At 44.8% G+C, this 15839-nt stretch carries 18 protein-coding genes; 9 read left to right on the top strand and 9 right to left on the bottom strand.

From position 1 onward, the window contains the following. Positions 1-54: 54 nt before the first annotated feature. From F8C76_RS16665 to F8C76_RS16700, 8 genes are all read left to right on the top strand, one after another. Positions 55-1407 carry a Na(+)-translocating NADH-quinone reductase subunit A gene (locus F8C76_RS16665; protein ID WP_152132726.1) on the top strand — a complete coding sequence of 451 codons (1353 nt, stop codon included), beginning with the start codon at positions 55-57 and terminating at the stop codon, positions 1405-1407. Position 1408: 1 nt separating this feature from the next. Next, positions 1409-2671 (top strand): NADH:ubiquinone reductase (Na(+)-transporting) subunit B, encoded by a 1263-nt coding sequence (locus tag F8C76_RS16670; RefSeq protein WP_152132727.1) that lies wholly within the window; start codon positions 1409-1411, stop codon positions 2669-2671. A gap of 5 nt (positions 2672-2676) precedes the next feature. Beyond that, the gene (locus F8C76_RS16675) at positions 2677-3426 is read left to right on the top strand and encodes a Na(+)-translocating NADH-quinone reductase subunit C (protein ID WP_152132728.1); all 750 of its coding nucleotides are present in this window, start codon (positions 2677-2679) and stop codon (positions 3424-3426) included. A gap of 1 nt (position 3427) precedes the next feature. Then, on the top strand, positions 3428-4075 hold the full coding sequence (locus tag F8C76_RS16680) for an NADH:ubiquinone reductase (Na(+)-transporting) subunit D (protein WP_129654548.1): 648 nt from the start codon (positions 3428-3430) through the stop codon (positions 4073-4075). A 10-nt stretch (positions 4076-4085) separates the two neighbouring features. Next, complete coding sequence (gene nqrE / locus F8C76_RS16685) at positions 4086-4835, top strand: NADH:ubiquinone reductase (Na(+)-transporting) subunit E (RefSeq protein ID WP_152132729.1); 750 nt, start codon at positions 4086-4088, stop codon at positions 4833-4835. Positions 4836-4837: 2 nt separating this feature from the next. Further along, complete coding sequence (gene nqrF / locus F8C76_RS16690; RefSeq protein WP_152132730.1) at positions 4838-6148, top strand: NADH:ubiquinone reductase (Na(+)-transporting) subunit F; 1311 nt, start codon at positions 4838-4840, stop codon at positions 6146-6148. Between the two features lie 85 nt (positions 6149-6233). After that, the gene (locus F8C76_RS16695; protein WP_152132731.1) at positions 6234-6596 is read left to right on the top strand and encodes a DUF8840 domain-containing protein; all 363 of its coding nucleotides are present in this window, start codon (positions 6234-6236) and stop codon (positions 6594-6596) included. Next, on the top strand, positions 6593-7597 hold the full coding sequence (locus tag F8C76_RS16700; RefSeq protein ID WP_152132732.1) for an FAD:protein FMN transferase: 1005 nt from the start codon (positions 6593-6595) through the stop codon (positions 7595-7597). Before F8C76_RS16695 ends, F8C76_RS16700 begins: the two co-directional genes overlap by 4 nt. Here the strand turns inward: F8C76_RS16700 and F8C76_RS16705 are convergent, their stop codons facing one another. Genes F8C76_RS16705 through gpmI form a run of 4 tightly spaced genes read right to left on the bottom strand, consistent with a single transcriptional unit; the run spans position 7598 to position 11191 of the window. Then, complete coding sequence (locus F8C76_RS16705) at positions 7598-8362, bottom strand: class I SAM-dependent methyltransferase (protein ID WP_152132733.1); 765 nt, start codon at positions 8360-8362, stop codon at positions 7598-7600. Between the two features lie 26 nt (positions 8363-8388). Continuing rightward, on the bottom strand, positions 8389-8763 hold the full coding sequence (locus F8C76_RS16710; protein WP_129654542.1) for a GxxExxY protein: 375 nt from the start codon (positions 8761-8763) through the stop codon (positions 8389-8391). Positions 8764-8809: 46 nt separating this feature from the next. Beyond that, a complete protein-coding gene (gene map / locus F8C76_RS16715) occupies positions 8810-9628 on the bottom strand; it encodes a type I methionyl aminopeptidase (protein WP_152132734.1) in 819 nt (272 codons plus the stop codon). 45 nt (positions 9629-9673) lie between these two features. Beyond that, the gene (gene gpmI, locus F8C76_RS16720) at positions 9674-11191 is read right to left on the bottom strand and encodes a 2,3-bisphosphoglycerate-independent phosphoglycerate mutase (protein WP_152132735.1); all 1518 of its coding nucleotides are present in this window, start codon (positions 11189-11191) and stop codon (positions 9674-9676) included. A 210-nt stretch (positions 11192-11401) separates the two neighbouring features. Between gpmI and F8C76_RS16725 the strand changes: the two genes are divergently transcribed. Continuing rightward, positions 11402-11788 carry an ankyrin repeat domain-containing protein gene (locus F8C76_RS16725; RefSeq protein ID WP_129654539.1) on the top strand — a complete coding sequence of 129 codons (387 nt, stop codon included), beginning with the start codon at positions 11402-11404 and terminating at the stop codon, positions 11786-11788. Between the two features lie 97 nt (positions 11789-11885). Here the strand turns inward: F8C76_RS16725 and F8C76_RS19045 are convergent, their stop codons facing one another. From F8C76_RS19045 to F8C76_RS16745, 5 genes are all read right to left on the bottom strand, one after another. Then, positions 11886-12053 carry a DUF6747 family protein gene (locus tag F8C76_RS19045; RefSeq protein ID WP_313786774.1) on the bottom strand — a complete coding sequence of 56 codons (168 nt, stop codon included), beginning with the start codon at positions 12051-12053 and terminating at the stop codon, positions 11886-11888. 114 nt (positions 12054-12167) lie between these two features. Next, positions 12168-12932: a M48 family metalloprotease gene (locus tag F8C76_RS16730; protein ID WP_152132736.1), complete on the bottom strand. Its 765-nt coding sequence runs from the start codon at positions 12930-12932 to the stop codon at positions 12168-12170. A 40-nt stretch (positions 12933-12972) separates the two neighbouring features. Next, entirely contained in the window at positions 12973-13707 is a 735-nt protein-coding gene (locus tag F8C76_RS16735; protein WP_152132737.1) for a M15 family metallopeptidase, read from the bottom strand. A 55-nt stretch (positions 13708-13762) separates the two neighbouring features. Continuing rightward, on the bottom strand, positions 13763-14935 hold the full coding sequence (locus tag F8C76_RS16740) for a T9SS type B sorting domain-containing protein (protein WP_152132738.1): 1173 nt from the start codon (positions 14933-14935) through the stop codon (positions 13763-13765). A gap of 3 nt (positions 14936-14938) precedes the next feature. Beyond that, positions 14939-15839 (bottom strand): hypothetical protein (locus tag F8C76_RS16745; protein ID WP_170284052.1); only part of this gene is annotated, 901 nt, incomplete at its 5' end.

A 15839-nucleotide genomic window follows, 5' to 3' on the forward strand; every position in this document is an offset into this window, starting at 1 on the left:
TCCTTTAAGTACTAAATTTGCGACCGATTTTGATAACAAAAGGTCTACAACAATATGTCTAAAGACATCCGGATTAAGAAAGGGTTGAATATCAACCTTGTCGGGGCAGCAGAGCAGACTACTTCCAAAGCCGTTTTAAGTAACGTATATGCCCTAAACCTAGATGATTTTCATGGTATCACCCCCAAAATGCTTGTGAAGCAGGGAGAAGAGGTAAAGGCGGGAGAGCCGCTCTTTTACAACAAGAACAAAGAAGAAATGCACTTTGTTTCCCCTGTCAGCGGTGAGTTGGTGGAAGTGGTCCGTGGCGCTAGGAGAAGAATCTTGACACTAAAGGTTCTTGCCGACAAAACACAGCAGTATGTTCAGAACAAGGTTCCAGATTTGGATGCGGCCGATGCCGCGACCATCAAGACCTTTTTATTGCAATGTGGAGGCTGGCCCTTCATTAAGCAACGTCCCTTTGACGTAATCGCCGACCCAGATGTGACGCCCAAAGCTATTTTCATTTCGGGATATACCTCGGCTCCCTTGGCGGCAGAAGTCAACTACGTGTTGAGAGGCAAGGAGCAGGAGTTGCAGGCGGCTATCATGGCACTTTCCAAGCTAACGCCTGGAAAAATCCATGTAACCATTGGGCAAACAGGAATATCCCCTTTTACAGACCTTGAAGGGATAGAACTCCATAGAATATCAGGACCCCATCCAGCAGGATTGGTAGGTACCCAAATCAATAGCATAGACCCAGTGAACAAAGGTGAGTCGGTGTGGACCATCTCTCCGCAGGACTTGGTCATGTTGGGAGAGCTTTTATTGACCGGTAAATTCAATGCCGAGCGTACCATTGCTTTGGCAGGATCTGTAATTAAGTCGCCACAGTACTACACCACAAAAATTGGCGCTGAAATATCTACTTTCTTGTATGCCAGCGGCGTCAAGGAAGATAGGTTCAGGTTGATCAACGGGGATGTGCTTACAGGAACCCGCACCAACACCGAAGGCTATCTTGGATTCTATAATAATACGGTAACGGCCATCCCTGAAGGGGATGATTATGAATTATTCGGATGGAACAAGCCGGTATTCAATAAAATTTCAACCACGAGGGCATTGACCTTTTCATGGTTACAACCCAAAAAGAAATACGATCTTAATACCAATACCAATGGCGAGCACAGGGCTTTTGTGGTCACTGGCCAGTATGAAGAGGTGTTCCCATTGGATATTTACCCATTACAGTTGTTAAAAGCTTGTATGGTTAAGGATTTGGATGAAATGGAGCAATTGGGACTGTATGAAGTTGCCCCCGAAGACTTTGCATTGACAGAATTTGTATGTATCTCAAAACAACCGCACCAACAGATCATCAGGGAAGGATTGGATTTGTTGCAAAAAGAACTTGGATAATATGGGATTGAAAGAAAAATTACACACGTTCAGGATAAAGAATCAGGACAAAAAATGGTTTCCCGTTTTTAGTGGGTTCCATACCTTTTTGTTCACCCCAAACGAGACTACCCACAATGGTACTCACATCAAAGGGGCCGATGACCTAAAACGTACCATGAATACCGTGGTCATGTCGCTTGTGCCCTGTTTGATCTTTGGAATGTTCAATACAGGATATCAGCATTATTTGGCATTGGGTGAGATAGAGCCCGTTGCCAATGGTTTCTTCAGTGCAGGTTTCTGGGCCATGGACAATTTCCTCCTAGGTCTATGGAAAGTGCTTCCGTTGGTGATTGTTTCCTACGGCGTTGGACTTGCCATTGAATTCTTGTTCTGTGTGATCAAGAAACATGAAATAGAAGAAGGTTATTTGGTGACCGGTATGTTGGTGCCATTGATCGTTCCTGTGGATTTGCCCCTTTGGATGTTGGCCGTGGCCGTAGCCTTTGGTGTGGTCATCGGAAAAGAAGTTTTTGGCGGAACGGGAATGAATATCTTGAACCCCGCACTTACCATTCGGGCCTTTTTGTTCTTTGCGTATCCTACTTGGATGAGTGGTGATAAGGTATGGGTACATGGTGCCGTGGATACGGCAGGGACCGCTGATGCCATTTCCGGGGAGACCGTATTGGGATTCTTGGCACAGGGAAGAACCGCTGAAATGGGCTATTCCCTTTCAGATATGTTCTTTGGGTTTATACCAGGTTCCATTGGTGAAACATCTACTCTATTGATTCTCTTGGGTGGCCTGTTCTTGGTCTTCTCCAAAATAGCCTCATGGCGCATCATGTTGAGTGCAGTTCTTGGCGCTTTGGCCATGGGATTGATATTCAACAGCGTAGTGGATGCCGGTTGGATTCCCGAGTACAGCAAATTCTACACCTTGATGAGCTTTGAGTACTGGCAACATCTATTGGTGGGAGGTTTGGCCTTTGGTATTGTATTTATGGCCACCGACCCTGTTACGGGTTCACAGACCAACCAAGGGAAATGGATCTACGGATTTTTGATCGGTTTCCTATCTGTAATGATACGGGTGTTCAATCCAGGATATCCCGAAGGAGTGTTCTTGGCCATCTTGTTGATGAACGTTTTTGCACCTACCATAGACCATTATGTGGTTCGTGGCAACATCAAGAAGAGATTGAAACGATTGAAGACAGCAACCATATATCCCAAAGCATCGGATGAAGTGGATGCATTAAAAACCGAAACAGCGTAATTGTTATGGCAATGAATACGGAAAAGAATAGCTATACGGTAATTTTTGCGGTGATCATGGTAGTCATCGTTGGGTCTGTACTTGCCTTTATGGCCACGGCCCTAAAACCGAAAATCGACGAAAACGAACGCTTTGAAAAGCAGCAGAACATTCTCTACGCCATGGGAGTCAACCAGAACGAGGGAGATGGGAGCGTGACTTTTATCCCTACCAACGAAGTGGAGGCAGAGTTTTCAAAGTATATCAAAAAACAAATGGTGGTTCAAGGCAACACGGCCACCGAAAAGGAAGATGCCTATTTGATCGACCTGAAAAATCAAATGGCCCAGATCAAGGCCGGTAACAATGCCGAATTGCCGTTGCTTGTTGGCGAAAAGGATGGTAAGGAATTCTATATCATCCCCATGTACGGAAAAGGACTTTGGGATGCCATTTGGGGTTTTATCTCCTTAGATGACAATATGGTGGTGCAAGGCGTATACTTTGACCACAAAGGGGAGACTCCGGGTCTGGGGGCCAACATCAAGCAGCGCTTCTTTATGGACGACTTTGAGGGGGAGTCCATTTTGGATGGCAACCGCTATGCAGGGATTGGAGTGGTAAAAGGAAACAATGATCCCCTTAATGAGGATAAAGAAGACAATGAAGTGGATGCATTGGCAGGGGCCACCATTACCGGTAACGGTGTTACTGCGATGATCAAGGAAAGCTTAAAGCTTTACAAACCGTATTTAGAAACCATTAGAAAGAAATAATATGGCGCTACTATCAAAAAAAGATGCAAATCTGATATTGGATCCGTTGGCGGACAACAACCCCATCACCATTCAGGTATTGGGAATATGTTCCGCTCTTGCAATCACGGCTGAACTTAAAGCGTCTGTGGTAATGGCTCTTTCGGTACTTTTTGTATTGGGGGCCGGTAACGTGGTAATCTCCTTGTTGCGTAATGTAATTCCATCAAAAATTAGAATCATTGTGCAGTTGGTCGTAGTGGCCACCTTGGTGATCATCGTGGATCAAGTGCTCAAGGCCTTTGCCTATGAACTGAGTAAGACCCTTTCCGTTTTTGTGGGGTTGATCATCACCAACTGTATCATCATGGGTCGATTTGAGGCCTTTGCCTTGGGTAACGGACCATGGAAGTCCTTCTTGGACGGCATAGGAAATGCCCTTGGATATGGTATTATTTTGGTCATCATTGGATTCTTTAGGGAGCTTTTGGGTTCCGGGACCTTGTTCGGTTTCCCGGTCTTGGGTGACCCTGTGACCAAGACAGGCCTGTACGCCCTTGGATATGAGAACAACGGTTTTATGATCATTCCACCTGCAGCTTTGATTGTAGTGGGAATTGTTATCTGGGTACAACGTTCCAGAAATAGGACATTAATAGAAGAAGCATAAATAGGAGAGTATGTTAGAGCATTTAGAACTGTTTTTTAAGTCGATCTTCATAGATAACATGGTATTCGCGGTCTTTTTGGGAATGTGTTCCTACTTGGCCGTATCCAAAAAAGTATCCACAGCCGTAGGTTTGGGAGCTGCCGTAATCTTTGTATTGGGGGTTACCGTGCCTTTGAACTGGTTGTTGGACCAATATTTGTTGAAAGATGGAGCCTTGGTTTGGTTGGGCCCTGAGTATGCCGATTACGATTTGGGATTCCTTTCTTTCATTCTATTCATTGCAACCATTGCCACCATGGTACAGTTGGTTGAAATAGTGGTAGAGAAGTTTTCCCCATCACTCTATAACTCCTTGGGTATCTTTTTGCCCCTGATAGCGGTAAACTGTGCCATTTTGGGAGGGTCTTTGTTTATGCAGACCCGTGAAATCCCCAATTTGGGATTGGCACTCAATTATGGAGTGAGCTCGGGAATTGGATGGTTCTTGGCTATTTTGGCCATTGCCGCCATTCGTGAAAAAATTAGATATTCCAATGTGCCCGCGCCTTTGCGTGGATTGGGGATCACGTTCATCATCACTGGGTTGATGGGAATCGGTTTCCAGAGCTTTGGGGGAATGTTGACCGGTGACAATGAGCCACCGGAACCAACGGAGACCACCACGGCCAAAACCGAAGAGATCAAGGAAAATAAAGAAATAAAAAAGGAGATTGATGACGAAGAAAGAACCATCTCCTATAACGAAGTCATAAACAAATAAAGATGATATTAGCCGCAAGTACCGGAGGTACTATTCTGATTACCGTAGTAGCATTTCTTGTGTTGTTGTTATTGTTGGTGGCCCTATTGCTGTTCACCAAGGAAAAGTTGTCCCCTTCCGGTCCGGTGACCATCACCATCAATGGTGAAAAGCAGGTGGAAGTGGCTTCGGGAAGTTCCTTGTTGTCCACTTTGGGGAACCAAAAAATATTCTTGCCATCCGCTTGTGGTGGTGGTGGTACCTGCATCCAATGCGAGTGTCACGTGCTATCCGGTGGTGGTGAGGCCTTGCCTACCGAAACGCCCCACTTTTCCAAAAAGGAATTGGAGCATGGTGCACGATTGGCATGTCAGGTGAAGGTGAAACAAGACATGGAAATCACCATTCCAGAAGAGGTTTTTGGTATCAAGAAATGGAATGCCAAAGTGGTTCGTAACTACAACGTGGCCTCTTTTATCAAAGAGTTTGTGGTAGAGATTCCAGAGGACATGAACTACAAGGCCGGAGGGTATATCCAGATTGAAATTCCCCCTTGTGAGGTAAAGTATGCTGATATCGACATTACGGCCCACCCTGAAGAACACGAAACCCCGGATAAGTTTAAAAACGAATGGGACAAGTTCAATTTGTGGCCGTTGGTAATGAAAAACCCAGAGACGGTGGAAAGAGCCTATTCTATGGCCTCTTACCCTGCTGAGGGACGTGAGATCATGTTGAACGTACGTATTGCCACCCCACCATGGGACCGTTCCAAAAATGGGTGGATGGATGTGAACCCAGGTGTGGCCTCATCCTATATCTTTAACTTGAAAGAGGGAGATCCTGTAACCATTTCTGGACCATTTGGTGAGTTCTTCATCAATGAATCTGATGCAGAAATGCTATATGTGGGTGGTGGAGCCGGTATGGCGCCAATGCGTTCGCATTTGTACCACTTGTTCAGAACATTGAAGACAAACAGAAAGGTGACTTACTGGTACGGTGGTCGTTCCAAAAGAGAATTGTTCTATTTGGAGCATTTCAAGGACTTGGAGCGCAACTTCCCTAACTTCAAATTCTACTTGGCCCTTTCCGAGCCATTGGAAGAAGACAATTGGAAGGTGAAAAAGGATATCAATGATGAGGAAGGCGATGGTTTTGTTGGATTCATCCACAACTGTGTTATCGATAACTATTTGAACCATCATGATGCACCAGAGGATATTGAACTGTATTTCTGTGGACCACCATTGATGAACAAGGCCGTCCAGAAAATGGGTGAGGATTTTGGTATTCCAGATGAGAACATCCGATTCGATGACTTTGGAGGATAAAAAAGTTTATTAGTGTCATCACCTCGAGAGCAGTCGAGAGGTACTTATAACCAACCGATGCCCTGGCATCGGTTTTTTTGATTTTATGGGAAAAGAACTTTCGGAACAGGAATTGCACAATCTGGCCATGAACATCGTCGGTCGCGAACTCGAGGCCGATGGGTATGAGTTTATGGCCATCAACAGTAAACTGAAGAAGAATCCGCAGTATGTGTGCCTCAAGGAAAAAATATTGCATTTCATTGTGGTCCGTAATGTGGAGTTCCCGCATGACCCTAGAGACTTTGATGAGGTATTGATGCAGACCGTGAAAGAACATGCTGTAAAGTTTGAGGCCAAGGCTTATTTTGCCGGAGTTGGATTGTCCAATGCCTCAGACCGGAACTTGCCCCTGTACTTGGATGAAGAATATATTGTGGATTATGAAGGATTAATCGAGATAGAATGAAACATACATTGTTTTTAGTGTTTGGGACCATCGTATTTTGGGGATGCGGTTCCGATACATGGGTGAAGAATCAAAACAGGGGCAATGCCTTGGGGACTACCTATTCCATTACTTACATTGCGGATGGACATTTGGATTATCAGAAAGAAATCGATTCTGTTTTTCAGGTGTTGAACCAATCCATGTCCACCTATATTCCCACTTCAGACATTTCAAGAATAAACAGTGGGGACTCTACCATTGTGGTGGATGACATGTTTAGGGAGGTTTTTGATGTTTCCAGCAGGGTACACGAGGCCTCTAACGGGTATTTTGACCCCACTATCGGGGTTTTGGCCAATGCATGGGGATTTGGTCCGGGAGAGCAGATTCAGCTCGATAGCCTTAAGGTGGACAGTTTGTTGAGTTATGTGGGATGGGACAAAGTGCAGTTGAACAGTGATAATACCATCACCAAAAAGCATCCAGCCATCCGATTTGATTTCAATGCGGTGGCCAAAGGATATACCATAGACCGTTTGGGGGCCCTGTTGGATGCCAAGGGCATTCAGAATTACTTGGTGGAAGTGGGGGGTGAGGTACTTGCAAAGGGTACCAATTTGGTTTCCGGTAAGCAGTGGGCCGTGGGTATTGATGATCCCCAAGTGGAAACAGGAAGGTCACTAAAATTGATTGTGTCCTTGGAAGACCGGGCCATGGCATCCTCGGGAAATTACCGAAAATTCAGAATAGACCAAGAAACTGGGGAAAAATACGTCCATACGATCAACCCTAAAACGGGTTATACCAAGAATTCTTCCATTTTGGCCACCAGTGTAGTGGCCCATACCTGTGCCGTTGCCGATGCCTATGCCACTACTTTTATGGCCATGGATTTGGAGGAGTCCAAAGAGGTCTTGAAAGCGCATGGGGAATTGGAGGCCTACATTATTTATTTGGATGGGGAAGGAAACACCAAGGAGTTTATGACCGATGGGTTTGGAGCTTTGATCAAGAAATGATCACTTTTTCACTAGGGGAATGATCTCGCCCTGCGCCAATCGGTATTTTTGAACCGCATCAGGAGGTAGGATTTGAGTATAATCCACCTCTTCAACGGTAAATCCTATGCTTCTTAGTTTGTCGAAATAGTCCCTTCCGTAGATGCGCACGTGGTCGTACTGCCCAAAGATGCGGGCCCGCTCCTTTTTATCGGTAATGGAATCGTCCTCAAAGGTAGTTTCCCTTTTTAGGTCCTGGGGAATCTGAAAAATGCCCCACCCACCAGGCTCCATGACCCTGTAAAGCTCTTGCATCGCCTTGGTGTCGTTGGGAATGTGCTCCAAGACATGGTTGCATAGAATCACATCAAAAGCATTGTCAGGAAAAGGAAGGTTGCAGATATCGGCCTTTACATCGGCCAAGGGAGAGTTCAGGTCGGTTGTGGTGTACTCGATGCTTCCCAATTTTTTGAACCGCTTGTAAAATGCCTGTTCCGGGGCAAAATGTAAAACTTTGAGCGGTTTGTTGAAGAACTCTGTTTCCTTTTTGAGGTAAAGCCATAAAAGTCGATGCCGTTCCAAGGAAAGGGTAGAGGGAGAAAGTACATTTTCCCTTGGGCTTTCATAGCCATAGGGCAGAAAGGTCCGAAAGCTTTTGCCATCAATAGGGTCTGTAAACTTATTCCCCTTAAGGGAAAAGGCAATCAGCGGCCTCACCCAATAGCTCAATCGAATGAGTAAAGGTCTAGGGATTAGGTTAAGGATGTATTTGAATAGTTTCGACACGAATTATACGAATTTTCACTAATGAGCTAAAGCAAAACTCTCTTGTAGGTAAGTTGATCTTCGCCAAAATTTACAATAATTCCCAGTTTTAATTTGGATGCGGCCAAGTAATTTAAAGTTTGTTTTACATGGCTACTACTGATTTTTTCTATGGCTTTTAGTTCTAGGATTATTTTGTCGTCTACTATGAAATCAGCAAAATAGTGATGTTTTAACTTCTTTCCTTTATAGATGATGTCAAATTTGACTTCTTTTTTAAAAGGGACACCATTGGTTTTTAATTCAATTTCCAAAGCATCGCTGTAAACCCCTTCACTAAATCCTTTGCCTAGTTCATTATGGACATCCATACATAAACCGATTACAAAGTAGGACTCATTCTTATAAATGATTTGGGACATTTATTTGAGCAATTGGTGAAATTCGTGTCGAGCAAGATAAAGTATTTTATAATACTAATTTCTTGGCCCGGAATTCCTCCTCTTCGTCACTGGAGATTCCCAATGCGTCATAAATATATTGGAATGTGGACAACAGTTCGGGTTTTCCATCAATCAGGGCCACATCATGCTCAAAATGAGCACTGGGCTTGCCGTCGGCGGTCAAGATGGTCCAGCCGTCATTCAACTGTTTTATCCTCCGTGTTCCCATATTGATCATGGGTTCAATGGCAACGACCATACCGTTGACAAATTTTTTGCCACGTCCCCGTTTTCCATAATTGGGCATTTGGGGGTCTTCGTGCAGATCTTTACCCAATCCATGGCCTACCAACTCACGAACCACACCATACCCATGGTCTTCACAATATTTTTGAATGGCGTATCCCACATCGCCCACACGATTACCTTCTTTGAATTCCCGGATTCCTACGTAGAGGGATTCTTTGGTGATTTGGAGCAACTTTTTGGTTTCTTCGGCCACTTCACCCACTTCAAAAGTGTAGGCATGGTCTCCATAAAACCCATTCTTCAGGGCGCCGCAATCCACCGAAATAACGTCACCTTCCTTAAGAGCTTCGTTATTGGGAATGCCATGGACCACTTGGCTGTTAGGGCTCCAATTGAGGGTATTGGGAAAGTCGTACATCCCCAAAAAGCCAGGTTCTGCACCTTGCTCCCGGATATATTCCTCGGCCATTTTATCCAATTTTAGGGGGTTGGCCCCCGGTTTTATTTCCTTGGCCAACATGCCCAAGGTCCTGGAAACGACCAAGGCACTTTCGCGCATCAATTCAATTTCCTCTGCTGTCTTTACATGAATCATAGGGGCAAAGATAAACTGAATCTATGGATTTTAAGAAATTCTGGGCTAGACCAATGGTTTTTGTGTCATTAACTCGGGTTGTGGAATGCCAATCATCTTTAAGATGGTCGGGGCAATATCGCCTAAAACACCATCCTTGATTTGCTTGATATCGGTATCCACAAGAATCAAAGGAACCGGGTTGGTGGTATGCGCGGTGTTCGGGCTTCCGTCCGGATTGATCATGGTATCGCAATTGCCGTGGTCGGCAATGACAATGGTTGAGTATCCATTTTCCAGCCCTGCCGTAACCACGGCTTTGGCGCATTCATCCACGGTCTCGCAAGCTTTGATGGCTGCGGACATAACCCCGGTATGGCCCACCATATCTGGATTGGCAAAATTGAGACACACAAAATCGGTCTCTCCTTTTTGAAGTTCGGGAATGATGGCATCCCGGATTTCGTATGCACTCATTTCGGGTTGAAGGTCATACGTGGCCACTTTGGGCGATGGGCAAAGAAGACGTTGCTCCCCTTCAAAAGGTTCCTCCCTTCCTCCATTGAAGAAAAAGGTCACGTGGGGGTACTTTTCCGTTTCCGCAATGCGAATCTGTTTCTTGCCGTTTCGGGCAAGTACTTCCCCTAATGTATCTTTAATATTTTCTTTGTCATAGACCACCTTGATGCCTTTGAACGAATCATCATAATTGGTCATGGTGACATAATATAGGTCCATTTTGTGCATGTTCTGCTCATGGAAATCCTGTTGGCTCAAGGCTTGGGTAAGCTCTCTACCACGATCTGTCCTAAAATTGAAGAAGATGATCACATCACCTTCGGCGATTTGGCCCAAAGGCTCACCATTGGCATTGGTCATCACCAAAGGTTTTATGAATTCATCGGTAACCCCTTCATCATAACTTTCTTGCATGGCCTTGCCAATATCCTGTGCTTTTTCGCCTTGGGCATTTACCATGACATCATAGGCCAGTTTTACCCGTTCCCAACGTTTATCACGGTCCATGGCGTAGTATCGGCCCACCACTGTGGCCAGTTTGGTGTTCTTGTCGGAACAGAATTGATCTAGGTCAATCAAAAAACCTTTTCCACTTTTGGGATCTACATCCCGGCCATCGGTAAAGGCGTGTACAAATGATTTCTCCACACCACTTTCTTGGGCTGCGTTGATGAGCGCTTTTAGGTGGTCTATGTGGCTATGCACCCCTCCATTACTGAGCAGGCCCAGAAAGTGAACGGATTTATTGTTGGATTTTGCATAGGAAAAGGCATCCTGAAGCACTTTTTCATCTTTTAAAGTATCCTCTTTGACAGCCTTGTTGATTTTGGCCAAATCTTGGTATACGATGCGCCCTGCACCCAAGTTCATATGGCCCACTTCACTATTGCCCATTTGCCCTTCGGGCAGACCTACATTCATGCCATCCGTAAGCAAATTGGCATTGGGATATTGGGAATATAACGAATCAATGAAAGGAGTATTGGCCTGTGCAATGGCCGAAACCTTTGGGTCGGGAGACTTGCCCCAACCATCCAAAATCATAAGAATAACCTTTTTCTCCATACTGCAAAATTATACCCCAAAAATAAAGTGATCTGCTTGGATGCGCTAGTTTTCAGGTAGTTTTATGGTTAAGGATTCCATAATAATTACCCAACTTAAATATAGACTTGTTAAAATTAAGTTATTTATCTGTTAATGCTGTAACACTTGGCCTTTTCAGGAGTCTACTTTTATATCAGTTTATTAATCATTAATCAAAAACGATTCATCATGAAAAAAACAATCCTATCGCTAGCTGCTGTATGTATGCTGGCCGCAACGGGCGTTTCCGCCAACGAACCTTTTATGGACTCCAATTTGGATGCTACCATGATCACCGCACAACCAAGCATATTTTGCAAAGCCATTATGCAGGGCGATGTGGATACGGTAAGAAAAATGATCCAATTGGGAGAGGATGTCAACCAAAAGTCTTTGGGAATGACCCCAATCCATTTTGCCGCCCGTTACAACCAAACCGAAATTTTACAATTGCTCATTGATAATGGGGCCAATGTAAAAAAACGTTGTGACCGCGGATACTCTGCAAAGAAGTATGCCGAGATGGCCAATGCCAAAGAGGCGCTTGCCATTTTGGAGGATGCTATGAAAAAATAGAAAAGGAGTTTATTCATCCGTAAAAAAAGCCCATCCAATTTGGATGGGCTTTTTTAGCTCATTTACCTATAAGTGTTCCTGTAAAAGAGTATGTGGCTTAAAAATCAAAGCCGGTAAAAGCTCTGTACAAAAATGCATAAAATGCCATGAAAAGCATTATGCCGCAAAAGATGGAGTACCCTTTTAAAAAAAGTACCACAAAGCTTGGTTTGCACTCGTCAAATGCCTCTAAATAGAGGTGTTTAAAATGTAATAGTGTTCCCATGTGTTCTCTCTTTTGGTTTGCACAAATAAGAAAAGAACGCTGGCTCGATTTGGGTTCACTCAAAGGTACATAAATCTGATAAACGCCATTTTATTCTCGATGAACGCACAGATTCTATCGACCTGAATATTTTTGAATGGCCTCCTTTATTTTGTCAATGCGGTTTTCCGGGTCTGGATGCGTGCTTTGAAACTCCGGTACTCGGTTGGGACCGGCCGCGGCCTTAAGAATTTCCATTACCTTGATCATTTCATGGGGGTCGTAACCGGATTGTATCATGAACAAAACGCCCAATTCATCACTTTCCAACTCATCTCCCCGGCCATTTTTAAGCAAGGTGTTCTGTCCAATCCCACTGACCAAACTTCCCATATCTCCCCCAACGGATGCACCCGTGGCCAAGGTTTGCCAAAAACTACTTTCGGCGATACGTTCGGCGGAATGCCTTCCAATGACATGACCTATCTCGTGACCCAATACGCCTGCCAATTGTGCTTCGGTCAACTGGGAAAACAGGGCGTAGGTAATAAAAATCTGTCCCCCAGGCAAGGCGAAGGCGTTAATGGTCCTATCATCTGCCAATAAGTGAAAATCGTATTGGTAGGGGGTCTCCCGGGCAATGCTGCTCTTTACCAATTTGTTGCCCACTGCGTCCACCAAGCTTTGCATGCGTTCATCTGGATAAAGCCCGCCATGTTGTTGGGCCATTTCAGGGGCACTCTGCAATCCAATGGCAATTTCCTGTTCCGCGGACATGTCTATGTTCTGGACCCTTCCGGTATATGGGTTTTCTTCTTGATTGCTGCAACGGCGCACAAAGGCAAAGGCCACAATGGCCAGTCCGATCAGGATACGGACCCTCCAACTTCCTCTTCTCATGGTGATAGTGTTCTAGGGGAATTAAGGTACAAAAAAAGAACTATAACAGTTTGGGGTTGATGTCCAAAATATTGTCTTGTATATAGGTTCTGATGAACCCCGCGGTAAAATGTTCGCTGCCCAAAAATTCTTCCCTTTGCAAAAGCTTTAAAATATTGAGTCTTCGGTACGCGGTAAGCATGGGAATGGAAAGCGGTGCATAGCTGTAGTGCCAGGGCTCATATTTGAAACCCCTTCTTTTGGATTCATTGGTATAGACCAGATAAAACCCATATTTCTCCGAATTTTCATCCATCCACAGTTTGAATCCCTCAAAAGGTCCCCCGGGTCCAAACTTTTCTGGGTCAAGGACATTGTTGGTAATATTGGGGTAGCCATCTATGATATCAATGTCGGTGCCCCAATGATGTCTACTGGTGCCGGGAATGGTGGAATATTCAATGATCTTTTCAATGGCATCAAGGGGTTCCATGCCGTCATCTTCGGTAAAGCGTAGATATTTTCGCTCCCAAATGCCCTCTTGCCTGTAATAGTCCCGAAAACTCGAAACCATTTTAATGTCAAATCCATCGGTAAAGGCGGCCTTTTTCATTTCCAAAAAGGAATCATAGGCCTCTTTTCTCAGATTGATGCCCTCGCCGTAAAGTTCCACATCTGCCTTGCCCATCAATTCTTCCATGGAATAGTCCGAATTGTAAAAATTGGGAAAAATAGGAGGGAGGGTACAGGCCAAACCTGAAGCTGAAGCGGTTCTGATAAAGGTCCTTCTTTTCATGAAATTGATTTTCGAGCCAAGTTAAGAAGTATTTTCCAGTCCTGCGAAATGGGTTTTATCTATCCAAAAACAGATAACCGGTATATTGTAATCGGAGGTCGTTCAAACTGACCAGATAATAATAGACGCCTTCGGGCAAACCAATATCCTGACTCATGATGAGACTGCCGGTATTGGATAGGCCGTAAAATTCGTCCACATAGTTTATTTTTTCATAGACCTTTTGTCCTAGGCGGTTAAAGATCTGCAAGCTGTTGTTGGGGGATTCTTCCATACCGTCAATCACCAAAAAGTCGTTGACCCCGTCACCATTCGGGCTTAAAAAGTAGTTTCCCAAAGTGGGATTGTTCACGGCAAAAGTATCTGTGGGTAAAGGAATGGCGCCAAAGGTAATGGCTTCATAATCGCTAGGAACAAAAGTATCGGAGACCACAAAACCCTCGACAATATCACCTCCTGCAGCTGAGTTCCCCAAAATGGTCCACTGATTGGATGTTTTGCTCCAACCCACAACAATAATGGACTCCAAAGTGGCATTGGGGATAAGTCCCAAACCACTTCTTGCATTCCAGCTTAGGGTTACCTTGGCGGGTACATCGCTTTGCAGGATCCAAAATTCCTTGTCCGAAACGGTGCCAATGTCCCTAACCTTTTCCTCAATATCAAAACCTTGGGGCATAGAGGTTGGGCTGGAGGGGTTTTCAAAGAAATAGGCACAGATGGACCAAGGTGAATTGGCCTCTGATGCAAGGGTCAAGGGTCTTAGCTGGTTCTCGTCGCCAACAGGAAACGAGAAAAGGCTCCTATTGCTCACTGCCGCAAATCCTGTGACTTTGGAGTGAGCACTTTCCCCGGTAAAAAAACCAGTGTCCATGAAATTCAAGTAAACCGTTTGGTCGTTTTTCGGAGTTTGGATATTGCCAATTACAAAATTGGTGTTGTTCTCAACATGTACGGGATTCTGAAGAAAGACATCGCCAGCTGACATGACTTCCATATCCCAAAGTATTGGTGACGTGCTCCCGGTTACCTGAATAAGGCTTTCTCCATAAAACCCCACCAAGCCTTGGTTTTGGTCAAAAGAGGAATCATTGATCAGATCGGTATGCAATCCCAATCCCATGTTGGTGCCCGCATGTACCCGTAGGTTGCCGCTATTGTACAGGGCGGTTTGGGCCTGGGTAAACCCAATCCAAAGAAAAATAATTATGTATACTAAATTTCTCAATGCTTAAAATGAGATTACGGTGAAACTCCAATCGGAATCAATTGGAGTACCAGATGCGTCATAAATTTGAATTGAAAATGTGTTTGCTCCCTGAGCTGTTACTTGAATGGTTCTTGGGCCAGCAGCACTGTTTGTACTCAATTGAACAACAAAATCTGTTGGAGTGGTGCTTAACGTAATATCATAGTCCCCATTTGTGTTATCTGCAAAGTTGGAAACACCAAAATTACTTCCTAATGCCCCCCCAGATACTCGGCCCATGGCTATAACCGGATTAGTAACGGCTACTTCAAAATCCTGTGATGCAGGAGTGGGAGTAACAGTTATACCTGTGCCTGCCGATACGGTTTCGTTTAAAATGGACAAATCGGCTTGGTTTGCAGGCGTTGCCGGAGTACTTAACGTCAATATATTTCCGGCACTTAGACTTAAGTCCTGTAGTTCGTTTGTGTCGTTGTTGACATAAGGTGTCAGGTCTATTGCCACTGGTGTTGGATCTCCTGTAAGGGCCAGTATGTTCCCTGTCAGGCTCAGGTCTTGGGCATCGGTATTGTCAAGGTAGACGCCCAAATCAATGGGTGTTGCGGTCGGGTCGTCCGAAAGGGAAAGATTGTTTCCTGTAAGGCTTAAGTCCTGTAGTTCGTTTGTGTCGTTGTTGATATAAGGTGTCAGGTCTATTGCCACTGGTGTTGGATCCCCTGTAAGGGCCAGTATGTTCCCTGTCAGGCTCAGGTCTTGGGCATCGGTATTGTCAAGGTAGGCGCCCAAATCAATGGGTGTCGCGGTTGGGTCGTCCGAAAGGGAAAGATTGTTTCCTGTAAGGCTTAAGTCCTGTAGTTCGTTTGTGTCGTTGTTGACATAAGGTGTCAGGTCTATTGCCACTGGTGTTGGATCTCCTGTAAGG

Source organism: Flagellimonas olearia, from assembly GCF_009184425.1.
GTDB lineage: Bacteria > Bacteroidota > Bacteroidia > Flavobacteriales > Flavobacteriaceae > Flagellimonas > Flagellimonas olearia.

Coding starts and splice junctions, on each gene's coding strand:
- F8C76_RS16665 (WP_152132726.1), top strand. CDS start 55: ATGTCTAAAGACATCCGGATTAAGAAAGGGTTGAATATCAACCTTGTC.
- F8C76_RS16670 (WP_152132727.1), top strand. CDS start 1,409: ATGGGATTGAAAGAAAAATTACACACGTTCAGGATAAAGAATCAGGAC.
- F8C76_RS16675 (WP_152132728.1), top strand. CDS start 2,677: ATGGCAATGAATACGGAAAAGAATAGCTATACGGTAATTTTTGCGGTG.
- F8C76_RS16680 (WP_129654548.1), top strand. CDS start 3,428: ATGGCGCTACTATCAAAAAAAGATGCAAATCTGATATTGGATCCGTTG.
- nqrE (WP_152132729.1), top strand. CDS start 4,086: ATGTTAGAGCATTTAGAACTGTTTTTTAAGTCGATCTTCATAGATAAC.
- nqrF (WP_152132730.1), top strand. CDS start 4,838: ATGATATTAGCCGCAAGTACCGGAGGTACTATTCTGATTACCGTAGTA.
- F8C76_RS16695 (WP_152132731.1), top strand. CDS start 6,234: ATGGGAAAAGAACTTTCGGAACAGGAATTGCACAATCTGGCCATGAAC.
- F8C76_RS16700 (WP_152132732.1), top strand. CDS start 6,593: ATGAAACATACATTGTTTTTAGTGTTTGGGACCATCGTATTTTGGGGA.
- F8C76_RS16710 (WP_129654542.1), bottom strand. CDS start 8,763: ATGTCCCAAATCATTTATAAGAATGAGTCCTACTTTGTAATCGGTTTA.
- map (WP_152132734.1), bottom strand. CDS start 9,628: ATGATTCATGTAAAGACAGCAGAGGAAATTGAATTGATGCGCGAAAGT.
- gpmI (WP_152132735.1), bottom strand. CDS start 11,191: ATGGAGAAAAAGGTTATTCTTATGATTTTGGATGGTTGGGGCAAGTCT.
- F8C76_RS16725 (WP_129654539.1), top strand. CDS start 11,402: ATGAAAAAAACAATCCTATCGCTAGCTGCTGTATGTATGCTGGCCGCA.
- F8C76_RS19045 (WP_313786774.1), bottom strand. CDS start 12,053: ATGGGAACACTATTACATTTTAAACACCTCTATTTAGAGGCATTTGAC.
- F8C76_RS16730 (WP_152132736.1), bottom strand. CDS start 12,932: ATGAGAAGAGGAAGTTGGAGGGTCCGTATCCTGATCGGACTGGCCATT.
- F8C76_RS16735 (WP_152132737.1), bottom strand. CDS start 13,707: ATGAAAAGAAGGACCTTTATCAGAACCGCTTCAGCTTCAGGTTTGGCC.